This window comes from Rhizobacter sp. P2_H2, assembly GCF_056403375.1.
On record NZ_JBFUFP010000015.1, the window covers coordinates 1 to 12,931 of the forward strand.

At 70.8% G+C, this 12,931-nt stretch carries 11 protein-coding genes; 6 read left to right on the forward strand and 5 right to left on the reverse strand.

What is annotated here, in order from left to right; translation table 11 throughout:
- The coding region (locus tag AC1D15_RS02645; protein WP_477824813.1) for an aminotransferase class I/II-fold pyridoxal phosphate-dependent enzyme at positions 1–738 on the reverse strand (738 nt) is incomplete at its 3' end.
- Positions 739–903: 165 nt separating this feature from the next.
- Here AC1D15_RS02645 and AC1D15_RS02650 point away from each other — a divergent pair.
- Positions 904–3,027, forward strand: coding sequence for a diguanylate cyclase (locus AC1D15_RS02650; RefSeq protein WP_477824814.1), 2,124 nt, complete (start codon positions 904–906; stop codon positions 3,025–3,027).
- On the opposite strand, the gene AC1D15_RS02655 is transcribed toward AC1D15_RS02650, so the two are convergent.
- The 3 genes from AC1D15_RS02655 to AC1D15_RS02665 all read right to left on the reverse strand — a co-directional run bounded on the left by AC1D15_RS02655 (position 2,964) and on the right by AC1D15_RS02665 (position 6,282).
- Complete coding sequence (locus AC1D15_RS02655; protein WP_477824815.1) at positions 2,964–3,449, reverse strand: glutathione peroxidase; 486 nt, start codon at positions 3,447–3,449, stop codon at positions 2,964–2,966. The genes AC1D15_RS02650 and AC1D15_RS02655 overlap by 64 nt on opposite strands.
- Before the next feature lie 12 nt (positions 3,450–3,461).
- The gene (locus AC1D15_RS02660) at positions 3,462–4,649 is read right to left on the reverse strand and encodes an acyl-CoA dehydrogenase (protein WP_477824816.1); all 1,188 of its coding nucleotides are present in this window, start codon (positions 4,647–4,649) and stop codon (positions 3,462–3,464) included.
- Between the two features lie 94 nt (positions 4,650–4,743).
- Positions 4,744–6,282 carry a 3-hydroxyacyl-CoA dehydrogenase gene (locus tag AC1D15_RS02665; RefSeq protein WP_477824817.1) on the reverse strand — a complete coding sequence of 513 codons (1,539 nt, stop codon included), beginning with the start codon at positions 6,280–6,282 and terminating at the stop codon, positions 4,744–4,746.
- A gap of 146 nt (positions 6,283–6,428) precedes the next feature.
- Between AC1D15_RS02665 and AC1D15_RS02670 the strand changes: the two genes are divergently transcribed.
- From AC1D15_RS02670 to AC1D15_RS02690, 5 genes are all read left to right on the forward strand, one after another.
- Entirely contained in the window at positions 6,429–8,135 is a 1,707-nt protein-coding gene (locus tag AC1D15_RS02670) for a long-chain fatty acid--CoA ligase (RefSeq protein WP_477824818.1), read from the forward strand.
- Entirely contained in the window at positions 8,132–9,118 is a 987-nt protein-coding gene (locus tag AC1D15_RS02675; RefSeq protein WP_477824819.1) for a tripartite tricarboxylate transporter substrate binding protein, read from the forward strand. Before AC1D15_RS02670 ends, AC1D15_RS02675 begins: the two co-directional genes overlap by 4 nt.
- Position 9,119: 1 nt before the next feature.
- Positions 9,120–10,046: a 2-hydroxyacid dehydrogenase gene (locus AC1D15_RS02680; RefSeq protein ID WP_465111515.1), complete on the forward strand. Its 927-nt coding sequence runs from the start codon at positions 9,120–9,122 to the stop codon at positions 10,044–10,046.
- A gap of 2 nt (positions 10,047–10,048) precedes the next feature.
- Positions 10,049–11,572: a class I adenylate-forming enzyme family protein gene (locus tag AC1D15_RS02685; RefSeq protein ID WP_477824820.1), complete on the forward strand. Its 1,524-nt coding sequence runs from the start codon at positions 10,049–10,051 to the stop codon at positions 11,570–11,572.
- A 182-nt stretch (positions 11,573–11,754) separates the two neighbouring features.
- Positions 11,755–12,291: a porin family protein gene (locus tag AC1D15_RS02690; protein WP_465111513.1), complete on the forward strand. Its 537-nt coding sequence runs from the start codon at positions 11,755–11,757 to the stop codon at positions 12,289–12,291.
- A gap of 43 nt (positions 12,292–12,334) precedes the next feature.
- Here the strand turns inward: AC1D15_RS02690 and AC1D15_RS02695 are convergent, their stop codons facing one another.
- Positions 12,335–12,685, reverse strand: a complete 351-nt coding sequence (locus AC1D15_RS02695; RefSeq protein ID WP_465111512.1) for a hypothetical protein — start codon at positions 12,683–12,685, stop codon at positions 12,335–12,337.
- Positions 12,686–12,931: the final 246 nt, after the last annotated feature.

Sequence of the window (12,931 nt, forward strand, 5' to 3'; positions counted from 1 at the left end):
CTTCGAGAACGAGCTCGCGACGAAGAAGCTCAGCCCCGCATCGGCCAGCGCGCGGATCGCGAACGCGTCCTGCGAGATGCCGTCGCCGAAGCCCTGGTAGGCGATGTCCACGTACGGGATCAGCTTGCGCTGCGCCAGCACCGGGATCAGCTCGGCCCACTGCGCCGCGCTCAGGTCGACGCCGGTCGGGTTGTGGCAGCAGGCGTGCAGCAGCACGATGCTCTTCTCCGGCAGCACCGACAGCGCCGCCAGCATCTCGGGGAAGCGCACGCCGCCGGTGGCCGCGTCGTAGTACGGATAGGTGCTGACGGTGAAGCCCGCGCCCTCGAACATCGCGCGGTGGTTGTCCCAGGTCGGGTCGCTGACCCACACGCTGGATTGCGGGAAATAGCGCTTCAGGAAATCGCCGCCCACCTTCAGCCCGCCGGAGCCGCCGAGCGTCTGGATCGTCGCGACCCGCCCGCTGGTCACCGCCTCGTGCGTGGCGCCGAACAGCAGGTGCTGCACCGCCTGGCGGTAGTTGGCCGCGCCTTCCATCGGCTGGTACGGGCGCGCGCCGATCGCCTGCAGCATCGCCGATTCGGCCTCGCGCACCGCGCGCATCACCGGCAGCCGGCCTGCGTCATCGAAGTAGATGCCGATGCTCAGGTTGATCTTGTGCGGCCGGGGGTCGCGCCCGAAGGCCTCGTTGAGGGTCAGGATGGGATCGCCCGCGTAGGCGTCGACGTGCTCGAACATGGTGCTGCCTTGGGTGGAGAGGTGAGTCGGTGTCGGATGCAAATTATCCGCGACGCCCTTCAGCCCCCGCCCGGCGCGGCCGATATCCCTCGGGCGAGGCGCCGCCGATGTCCGGCCGGCACCCGCTCCACCCCGGCGCAGGGCAGAGACCAGAGAGTTCCCCGAGTGACTGTCAGATCGATCCGCAACAAGGCGCACTGGGCCGCATACGCCACCGTGGTGACGTTGGCGGTCGCCGTCTTCCTGGCCGCCTGGTCGGCCCGGCAGGATCGGCTGTGGGGCGACATGCAGGAGGCCGCGCACGAGGCGGCGCGCGAGGTCGGGCTGTCGACGCGCTCGGCACGCAACAGCGTCTTCATGCTGCAGGGTGTCGCGAACGGCCTGTTCCAGCAGCAGGGCCTCACGCTGTCGAAGGAGCACGCGGCAGCGCTCGCCGAGCGGCTGGACATCCCCGGCACCACCGTGCTGCTGCCGACCATGCGGGCCGCGCACCACACCGCGCGCGCATCGGGCAACAACCATGCCGATTCGCCGGCCTTCAGCATGGCCGGCCCGAAACCGGCGCCGGCCAGTGAAGCAGGTCGCGAGAAGGGCCGCGAGATCGAGATCGCGCTCGCGCTCGGGCCGGCGCTGATCCAGGCCAAGACCACGCAGGCGGCCGCCGCCGCGGTGTACTACCTGTCGGGCCAGGGCTTCCACCTGATCTTTCCGCCGGCCTCCGACGACCTGCAGCTGTTCACGCCCGACATGCTGGGCCGCGACCCCTACCGCGACGGCCTCGTCGAGCGCAACCCCGGCCGCGCGCCGGTCTGGTCGGCCTCGTACGACGACCCCAAGGGCAACGGGCTGGTCAGCACGCTGGCGATCCCGATCGACGATGCCGACGGCCACTACCGGGCCATCGCGGCGATGGATTTCCAGCTCGACAGCCTGTCGCAGTACGTGCGCCGGCCGGCGCTGGGCATCGCGACCGCCTTCATCCTCGACGACCACGACCGCGTGATCGCGCACCCGACGATGGTCGGCGGCGCCTCCGACAAGGCGCCGACGCTGCAGCAGGTGGCCGAGCGCGCCGGCACCTCGGGCGACTGGAGCGCGCTGCGCACCGCGCCGGCCAACAACCGGCAGCAGATCGCCGCCGACTGGGCGCTGGTCTACGACATCGAATCCACGCCGTGGCGCTATGCGATCGTGGTCGACCGCGCGCAGCTGCGCTGGGCCGCGCTGCGCACGATGCCGCTGGAGGCCGGCGCGCTCGCCGCGCTGCTGCTGTTGCTGGGCTATGCCGAGAAGCGCCGCCGCGAGGCGCTGGTGTCGCTGCGCCGCAAGGCGGCCGAGGACGTGCTGCAGGCCGCGCCGGCGCCGGTGGCGGTGCTGCGCCAGGCCGACCTGTCGATCATGATGGCCAATGCCGCGCTGCTGCGGCTGTTCGGCGACGACGGCACCGTCGATGCGGCCCGAGCCCGCCAGAGCGCGCACGAGCAGCTGCACGACCTGATCAAGAGCCTGTCGTCGCAGGAGCAGATCGATGCCGGCCGCGTCAGCGAGATGTGCCTGCAGCGCAGCGACAGCACGCCGTTCTGGGTGCTGGTGCGCTGCGTGCCGCTGGTGCACGAGGACGAGCCCGGCTGGCTGTGCAGCCTGACCGAGGTGACGGCGCTGAAGCAGGCGCAGGACCAGCTGGAGACGCTGGCCACCACCGATCCGCTGACCGGCGCGCTGAACCGCCGMGCGATCGCCACGCGCGGCAACGCCGAGCTGAAGCGCGTCGGCCGCACCGCGGCGAGCTTCTCGGTGCTGCTGCTGGACATCGACCTGTTCAAGCGCGTCAACGACGAGCACGGCCACCCGGCCGGCGACCGCGTGCTGCAGGCGGTGGCCCGGGCCTGCCAGGGCGCGCTGCGCGAGCTCGACGTGTTCGGCCGCTGGGGCGGCGAGGAGTTCGTCGCGCTGCTGCCGGACACCGGCCACGATGGTGCGGTGACCGCGGCCGAGCGGCTGCGCAGTGCGATCGAGAACCTGTGCATCGACGACGATGCGGGCCGGCCGATCCGCCCGACCGTCAGCAWCGGCGTGGCGGTCGTGCAGCCGGCCGGCGATTCGCTGGAGGCGCTGCTGTCGCGCGCCGACACCGCGCTCTACGTCGCGAAGGCGGCCGGCCGCAACCGCGTGTGCGTGGCGCCCGCGGGCAACGCGCCGGCCGAGGTGGTTCAGGCAGCCGTCGTTCAGGCCGAGAGTRCGGCCTCGATGTCGGCCGACAGCGATTCGGGCGTGTCGGTCGGCGCATAGCGCTTGATCACCTGGCCGTCCTTGCCGACCAGGAACTTCGTGAAGTTCCACTTGATCGCCTTGGTGCCGAGGATGCCCGGGGCTTCGGCGGTCAGCCACTTGTAGAGCGGGTGGGCATCGCTGCCGTTCACGTCGGTCTTGGCCATCATCGGGAAGCTGACGCCGTAGTTCAGCTGGCAGAACGACGCGATCTCGTCGTTGCTGCCGGGATCCTGGTGGCCGAACTGGTTGCTCGGGAAGCCGACGACGGCGAGCCCCTTGTCGGCGTATTTCTTCCACAGCGCCTCCAGCCCGGCGAACTGCGGCGTGAAGCCGCACGCGCTCGCGGTGTTGACGATCAGCAGCACCTTGCCGCGCTGGGCCGCCAGCGGTGCCGGCTTGCCGTCGATCGTGGTGGCTTCGAAGTCGTAGGCTGTGGTCATGGTCGTTCCCTTTCAGTTGGAGAAAGCAGCGATGCCCGTCTGGGCGCGGCCGAGGATCAGCGCGTGCACGTCGTGCGTGCCCTCGTAGGTGTTGACCACCTCCAGGTTCACCAGGTGCCGCGCGACGCCGAACTCGTCGCTGATGCCGTTGCCGCCCATCATGTCGCGCGCCAGCCGGGCGATGTCGAGGCTCTTGCCGCAGGAGTTGCGCTTCATGATCGACGTGATCTCGACCGCGGCGGTGCCCTCGTCCTTCATGCGGCCCAGCCGCAGGCAGCCCTGCAGGCCGAGCGTGATCTCGGTCTGCATGTCGGCCAGCTTCTTCTGCACCAGCTGGTTGGCCGCGAGCGGCCGGCCGAACTGCTTGCGGTCGAGCACGTACTGGCGCGCACGGTGCCAGCAGTCCTCGGCCGCGCCGAGCGCGCCCCAGGCGATGCCGTAGCGCGCGCTGTTCAGGCAGGTGAACGGGCCCTTCAGGCCACGCACCTCGGGGAAGGCGTTCTCCTCGGGGCAGAACACGTTGTCCATCACGATCTCGCCGGTGACGCTGGCGCGCAGCCCCACCTTGCCGTGCACCGCCGGCGCGCTCAGGCCCTTCCAGCCCTTCTCGAGCACGAAGCCGCGGATCGCGCCGCTGTCGTCCTTGGCCCAGACCACGAACACGTCGGCGATCGGGCTGTTGGTGATCCACATCTTSGCGCCCGACAGGCTGTAGCCGCCGTCGACCTTGCGCGCCCGCGTGACCATGCTGCCGGGGTCGGAGCCGTGGTCCGGCTCGGTCAGGCCGAAGCAGCCGATCCACTCGCCGCGCGCGAGCTTCGGCAGGTACTTCTGCTTCGTCGCCTCGTTGCCGAACTCGTGGATCGGCACCATCACCAGCGACGACTGCACGCTCATCATCGAGCGGTAGCCGGAGTCGACGCGCTCGACCTCGCGCGCCACCAGCCCGTAGCAGACGTAGTTCAACGCGGCGCCGCCGTAGGCCTCGGGGATGGTCGGGCCGAGCAGGCCGAGCTCGCCCATCTCGCGGAAGATCTCGACATCGGTCTTCTCATGGCGGAAGGCCTCGAGCACGCGCGGCGCGAGGCGGCCCTGCGCGTAGTCGCGGGCGGCGTCGCGCACCTGGCGCTCGTCGCTGTCGAGCTGCTGGTCGAGCAGCAGCGGGTCGTCCCACTGGAAGGCTGCTTTGGTCGTGGACATGACGGAATCTCCGGGAGGGGTTTCGGGTGTCGGTTCGCAGGGCAAGGATGGCAGGGTAACCCTTGTCGGCTTGTCGGGCGCTTGTCCGGTGTCTTCAGGCTTCGTCCGCCAGCAGCGACAGCCCGAGCAGCGCGCGCCGCTTCAGCCACGGGCTCGGGCGATAGCGCGGATCGCCGTAGAAGGCGTGCATGCGTTCGAGGATCGTGAGCACCGTGCGCGCGCCGAGCCGGTCGCCCCAGGCGAGCGGCGGCAGCGGGTAGTTCAGGCCGAGCTTGACGGCGAGGTCGATGTCGGCCGGCGTCGCGATGCGCTGCTGCGCGATGTCGCAGGCGATGTTGACGATGGTCGCGACGACGCGCTGCGCGACCAGCCCCGCGCTGTCGCGGATCACGGTCACCGGCACGCCGTCGGCCGCGAACAGGCCATGCGCCGCATCGCGCCACGCGGCGGTGGTGGCCGGCGTGGTCATCACGACGCGGCGGCGCGACAGGTCGAACAGCGTCTCCACCGCCACCGTGCGCTGCGCATCGAGGCCGAGGCGCTGCACGCAGGTCGTCGCATCGTCGCCGACCGGCGCAACCACGCACAGGCTGCCGGCACGCGGCGCGGCGCCGTCGTCGACCGGCACGCCGAGCGTGGCCACCAGCGTGCGCAGCGCCGCCGGCGCATCGGGCGCGAGCCACACCGACGCCGGCCGCGCGGCCGGTGCCGCCGCCTCGGCGATCGCCTGCTTCTGCCCGCCGTCGTAGCGGTAGAAGCCGCGCCCGGCCTTGCGCCCGACCAGGCCGGCGGCGAGCATCTGGCGCGTCAGCGGCTGCGGCCGGTAGCGCGGCTCATCGTAGTACTGGCGGTAGATGGATTCCATCACCGGGTGCGACACGTCGAGCGCGGTGATGTCCATCAGCTCGAACGGGCCGACGATGAAGCCGGCCACGTCGCGCAGCACGCGGTCGATCTCGTGGAACTCGGCGACGCCCTCGGCCAGGATGCGCAGGCCCTCGGTGCCGAAGCCGCGCCCGGCGTGGTTGACGATGAAGCCCGGCGTGTCCTTCGCGCGCACCGCGGTGTGCCCCAGGCGCCGGCCGAGCGCCAGCAGGTTCAGCGTGACGGCCGGGTCGGTCAGCAGCCCGTCGACCGCCTCGACCACCTTCATCACAGGGACCGGGTTGAAGAAGTGGAAGCCGGCCACCCGCGCCGGCAGCCGCAACGAGGCGGCGATCGCGGTGACCGACAGCGACGAGGTGTTGCTCGCGAGCACGCAGTCGTCGCGCACCAGCGCCTCGAGCTGGGCGAACAGCGCCTGCTTGGCGCCGAGGTCTTCGACGATCGCCTCGATGACGACATCGCAGTCGCGCAGCGCCTCGAGCGTGGCGACCGGCGCGAAGCGCGCGGTGGCGGCTGCCGCCTGCTCGGCGCTCAGCTTGCCGCGTTCGTGCAGCGTGCGCAGCGTGCCGGCCAGCTTCTCGCAGCCCGCTGCCGCACCGCCCTCGCGCGCATCGAAGACCCGCACCGCCAGCCCGGCCTGCGCCGCGATCTGCACGATGCCCATGCCCATCACGCCGGCACCGACCACGCCCAAGGTCAGCGGGGCGGTGGCGAAACGGGGCCGTTCATCCTGGGGATCGGTCTGCATTGCGGGACACCATGCTTCGGGTTCGAGACAGCCGCCGATTGTTCACGGTGCCGTCTTCCACTGTCAAACCAGGAGGCTGACACCTTGGCGACAGCGGGATTCACCGTGTTTACAAGCCCCCGCCCCGCTCCTAGCATGGCTTTTCCATGCCGTCTGCCCTCCCCGCCCACTTTGCCCACTGGCCGCCCGGCCTGCCGCGCCACCTGACGCTGCCGCAGACCCACCTCTTCCACAACCTGCAGGTGTCGGCGCAGCGCTTTCCGGACAAGGCGGCGGTCATCTTCTACGACAGCGTGATGAGCTATGCCGAGCTGCTGGCCGGCACCGAGCGCATCGCCGGCTGGCTGCAGCAGGCGGGCGGCGTGCAGGCCGGCGACCGCGTGCTGCTCTACCTGCAGAACAGCCCGCAGTGGGTGATGGCGTTCTACGGCATCCTGCGCGCCAACGCGGTGGTGGTGCCGGTCAACCCGATGAACCGCAGCGAGGAGCTGCGCCACTACGTGCACGACAGCGGCGCGCGCGTCGCCGTCGTGCCGCAGGACCTGCTGGCGCAGATGCAACCCCTGCTCGACGACGTCGGCGAGAACGGCCTGCGGCAGCTGCTCGTCGTCACTTACGCCGATGCACTGACCGCGCCCACCGACCTGCCGGTGCCCGAAGCCGTCTCGGCCACGCCGCTTTCGTTCGACGCGCCCCGGCTCACCGCATGGCGCGACGCCCTCGCGCAGGATCATCGCCCCGGCCCGCTGACCGCCGGCCCCGACGACCTGTGCGTGATGCCCTACACCTCCGGCACCACCGGCCGGCCCAAGGGCTGCATGCACACCCACCGCAGCGTGATGAGCACGCTGGTCGGCGGCGTGCAGTGGTTCGGCCGCACGCAGGACGCGGTCTACCTGTCGGTGCTGCCGTTCTTCCACGTCACCGGCATGGCCGGCAGCCTGAACGGCCCGCTGTACCTCGGCGCGACGATGGTGGTGCTGGCGCGCTGGGACCGCGACGCCGCCGCGCAGTGCATCCAGCGCCACCGCGCGACGGTGCTGCAGGCGATCTCGACGATGGTGGTCGACTTCCTGTCGAACCCGCGCCTCGCGGACTACGACCTGAGCAGCCTGCAGGGCATCCGCGGCGGCGGCGCGGCGATGCCGGCCGCCGTGGCCGCGCGGCTGCGCGAGCTGACGGGGCTGGACTACGTCGAGGGCTACGGCATGACCGAGGCGATGGCCGCGACGCACATCAACCCGCCGCACCGGCCGAAGCCGCAGTGCCTGGGCATCCCGGTGTTCGATGTCGACGCGCGGGTCGTCGACCCGGCCACGCTCGCCGAGGTGCCGGCCGGCGAGACCGGCGAGGTGGTCGTGCACGGCCCGCAGGTGATGCGCGGCTACTGGAACGACGAGGCCGCCACGCGCGACGCCTTCATCGAGATCGGTGGCCGCCGCTTCCTGCGCACCGGCGACCTGGCGCAGGTCGATGCCGACGGCTACTTCTTCATGGTCGACCGGCTSAAGCGGATGATCAACGCGWSSGGCTTCAAGGTGTGGCCGGCCGAGGTSGARKCGCTGMTSTACCGSCACCCGGCMGTGCWSGAGGCCTGCGTGATCKCSGCGCGCGACGCCCGCCGCGGCGAGACGGTGAAGGCATTGGTGGTGCTGCGCGCGGGCCACGAGGCCGTGACCGCGCAGGAGCTGATCGCGTGGAGCCACGAGCACATGGCCGCCTACAAGAGCCCGCGCATCGTCGAGTTCGTCGCCGCGCTGCCGAAATCCGGCAGCGGCAAGGTGATGTGGCGCGAGCTGCAGGAGCGCGAACTCGCCGCCACATCGACACCACAACCAGGAGACAGCCCATGAGCCACATCCCCCTGCTGCGCCGGCGCTCGCTGATCGTCGCCGCCGGCGGCGCGGCCCTGGCGGCGCCGCTGCGCGTGCTGCGCGCCGAGAGCTTCCCGAGCAAGCCCATCACGCTGATCGTGCCGTGGCCGGCCGGCGGCTCCACCGACCGCCACCTGCGCACGCTGGCCGACATCGCCGGCAAGCTGCTGGGCCAGAACATCATCGTGCAGAACCAGCCCGGCGCCGGCGGCACGCTCGGGCCGGGGATGATGGCGAGCACCGCCAGGCCCGACGGCTACACGATCGCGCAGTTCCCGATGGGCATGCTGCGGCTGCCGCACATGCAGAAGGTGAACTGGCACCCGATCAACGACTTCACGTTCATCATGGGCATCTCGGGCTACACCTTCGGCTTCACGGTGCGCGCCGATTCGCCGTTCAAGACCTTCAACGACTACATCGAGGCGGCGCGCCGCGAGCCCGGCAAGATCGACTACGGCTCCACCGGCATCGGCACCTCGCCGCACCTGCTGATGGAGGAGCTGGCCGACAACGCGAAGGTGCGGCTGAACCACATCCCGTTCAAGGGCAACGCCGACCTGCAGCAGGCGCTGCTCGGCGGCCACGTGATGGCCCAGAGCGACGCGACCGGCTGGGACAAGTTCGTCGACAACGGCCAGATGCGGCTGCTCGTCACCTTCGGCGAGCGGCGCACGAAGCGCTGGCCGAACGTGCCGACCGCGAAGGACCTGGGCTACGGCGTGGTGTCCAGCTCGCCGTACGGGCTGGTCGGCCCGAAGGGCATGGACCCGGCGATCGTGAAGACGCTGCACGATGCCTTCAAGAAGGCGATGGACGACCCGCGGCATGTCGAGCTGCTCGACCAGCTGAACCAGGAGGCCTGGTACCGCAGCGGCGACGACTATGCGGCCTGGGCACGCGAGACCTTCGTGAAGGACAAGGCGCTGATCGAGCGCCTGGGCCTCGCCGCGAAGGCCTGACGTGGGCGTGCTCGCGCTGGTGTCGCCCTTGCCCGTGGCGCCATACGCCGAGGCCCTGCGGCGCGCGGCCCAAGGCATCGATGTGTGGACGAGCGACGACGAGGCGCCGCCGGAGCGCGTCGAGGCCCTGCTCGCGTGGCGCCTGCAGCCGGGGCAGCTCGCACGCTGGCCGAACCTGCGCCTGGTGTGCAGCATCGGCGCGGGGGTCGACAAGCTGATGCCGGCGGACCTGCCGGCGTCGGTCGTGCTGGCGCGCGTCGTCGATGCGAACCAGGGCTGCGAGATCGCGCAATACGTGCTGGCCTGCACGCTCGGCTTCACGAGAGACCTCGGGCGCTATGCGCAGCAGCAGGCCGCGGCGCAGTGGCTGCGTCACCCGGTGCGGGCGGCGGCGCAGTGCCGTGTCGGCATCCTCGGGCTCGGCGCGGTCGGGCAGGCGGTGGCGCGGGCCTTCGTGCCGCTGGGCTACCCGGTGGCGGGCTGGAGCCGGCGCGGCGAGCCGGTGGCCGGGGTCGAGGTGTTCAGCGGCGATGCCGGCCTCGCGGCACTGCTCGCGCGCAGCGACGTGCTGGTCTGCACGCTGCCGTTGACGCCAGCGACGCGCGGGCTGCTGAACCGGGCGACGCTGTCGCAGTTGCCGCGCGGTGCGTTCGTCGTCAGCGTCGGCCGCGGCGAGCACCTCGTGGAGGCCGACCTGCGCGCGCTGCTCGACGAAGGCCACCTGGCCGGTGCCGCGCTCGACGTGTTCGAGCGTGAGCCGCCCGATCCGTCGAACTGGGTGTGGCGGCACCCGAAGGTGGTCGCGACGCCGCACATCGCGGCGCAGGCCTCGTTCGACACCGTCGCGGCGCAATGCCTCGACGCGCTGCGCCGCGTGCGCGATGGGCAGTTGCCGCTGCATGCCGTCGATCGCTCGGCGGGGTATTGACGATGGACGACGCCTTCCGGACGATTCCCTCGCAGGTCCGCACCCATGCGCAGGCGCGGCCGGCGCAGGCGGCGCTGATGCAGGGCGGCGAAGTGCTGTCGTATGCCGCACTCGATGCGCTGATGGACCGCATCGCCGCCGCGCTGCAGCGCGATGGCGTGCAGGTGGGCGAGGCGGTCGCGGTGTGCGCCGGCACGTCGACGCGCTACGCCGCGGTGTTCCTCGGCGCGCTGCGCGCCGGCGTGGTCGTCGCGCCGCTCGCACCGTCGTCGACGGCCGAGAGCCTGGCCGCGATGCTGGCCGATGCGCAGCCGCGCGCGCTGTTCGTCGATGCCGCGGCCGGCGCGTTGATTGCTGCATCCGAGGTACCGCGCATCGCGCTCGACGACGACGCGGCCTTCGAGCGCTGGCTCGCACCGGCCGGAGCACGCGTGGACGAACCGGCGCTGCCACCCGACGCGCCGTTCAACATCATCTATTCGTCCGGCACCACCGGCGTGCCGAAGGGCATCGTGCAGTCGCACGGCATGCGCTGGTCGCATGTGCAGCGTGGCCGGCAGTACGGCTACACGCCCGATGGTGTCACGCTGCTCGCGACGCCGCTGTACTCGAACACCACGCTGGTGGTGTTCTTCCCGACGCTGGCCTATGGCGGCTGCGCCGTGCTGATGCCGAAGTTCGACGCGGCCGGCTACCTGGCGCTGGCCGCGCGGCACCACGCGACGCACACGATGCTGGTGCCGGTGCAGTACCAGCGGCTGATGGCGCTGCCGGGCTTCGGGCAGCACGACCTCTCCGCCTTCATCAACAAGTTCTGCACCAGCGCGCCGTTCGGCGCCGCGCTGAAGGCGGATGTGCTGGCGCGCTGGCCGGGCGGGCTGGTCGAGTTCTACGGCATGACCGAGGGCGGCGGCACCTGCATCCTTGCGGCGCACGAGCACCCGGACAAGCTGCACACGGTCGGGTGTCCCGCCGAAGGGCACGACATCCGGCTGATCGACGACGACGGCCGCGAGCTGCCGGCCGGCGCCACCGGCGAGGTGGTCGGCCATTCGCCCGGGATGATGCTCGGCTACCACCGGCAGCCGCAGAAGACGCGCGAGGCGGAATGGTTCGATGCGGCGGGCAAGCGCTTTATCCGCACCGGTGATGTCGGGCGCTTCGATGCCGACGGCTTCCTGGTGCTGCTCGACCGCAAGAAGGACGTGGTGATCAGCGGCGGCTTCAACATCTATCCGAGCGACCTCGAGGCGGTGCTGCGCGAGCACCCGGCGGTGGCCGATCTGGCGGTGGTGGGCGTGCCGTCGGCCGAGTGGGGCGAGACGCCGGTGGCCTTCGTCGTGCGGCGCGTGGGGGCGGGTGCGGGGGCGGGGGCGGACGACGCCACGGCCGACGACCTGAAGCACTGGCTGAACGCCCGCGTCGGCAAGACGCAGCGCGTGGCTGGCGTGCGCTTCATTGACGAGCTGCCGCGCAGCGCGATCGGCAAGGTGCTGAAGCGCGAGTTGCGCGAGCGTTGGCACTGAGCACAACGGCCGCGCGATTTCTTGCAGCCGCATGAAAGGCGGGCAAGTTCATCGGGTATCCAAAAGTCACGGATGTGAGGGGCGGGTTTACACGTAGGATCCCGCCCGCCAAGGGTTCCACCCGCGGCGCCGGCAGCAGTCAACGGCCGGTTTCATCTCCACGAGACAACACAGGATTCCCCATGAAGAAGATCCTCCTCACCGCCCTCATCGCGATGGCAGGCAGCGTCGGCGCGCACGCCGAAGGCATCTACGTCGGCGTGGCCGCCGGCGGCACCAACATCGACCTCGATTGCAATGGCGCCCCCAGCTGCGACAAGAGCGACACCGGCTTCAAGCTGTTCGGCGGCTACAAGCTGACCGAGAACATCGCCATCGAGGGGCACTACGCCGACTACGGCAAGGCCAAGCTCAGCGGCGGCGGCACCTCCGTCGACGTGAAGCTGTCGGGCTTCGGCATCGGCGCGGCCTACCTGGGCGACTTCACGCCCGACTGGAACGGCGTGGTCCGCGCCGGCGTCGCGCGCAACAAGGTGAAGCTGGATGGCGCAGCCTCCGACTCGGAGAGCAAGACCAAGGCCTACGTCGGCGCCGGCATCGGCTACAAGCTGACCAAGGAAGTCGCGCTGACCGCCGCCATCGACTACACCGAAGGCGAGCTGCAGGGCGACAAGGCCAAGGCCACGCTGTACACGATCGGCGTCAACTACAACTTCTGATCCGCCGACATCGGCCGGCCGATCCCGCGCAATGCGGGGTCGGCTATTTTTTTGCGCGCTGCGCTTCGCCCCACAGGCCCTGGCACTGCTGGGCCAGCGGGCCAGACGCCGCCGAGGCCGGCGGCGCGGGCGTCTTCTTCAGGCGCTTCTGCTCGGCCACGTAGGCGCTGCTCTTGCGCAGCGCGGCCAGCTTGCCCAGCATCTTCTCGTCTTCCGCCACGTGGTACAGCCGCAGGTAGGCCACGTCGCGCTGGCCTTTCATCTCGGGGTACAGCGCCTCGCAGCGCTGGTAGCTGGCGTCGTAGCGGGCCAGTTTCTTCGCATCGAGCGTCAGCGCCTGGGCGGAGCCGGCGAACAGCGTGAGGGCGGCGAGAGCGGTCAGGAGGAGGCGCATGGGGTTGGACTGCAAATGCGGAAGGTCGCAAGCATAGAGCGACTACGCCACAGGCGTGCATCCAGCTGCAACCACGCGCCAAGCCGGCTCTGTGGACAGCTGGTCGAACTGTCCAGGGTGGGTGAACGATRGAAGCAGATCGGCGAGCGGTCGGTGGGAACCGGGCGCAGTTTCGTGTCACTCAGCACGTCGACCCCGTCGCTTCCGCGCGGACGCCACGGGCGACTCCAGCTCCACGAAACACCA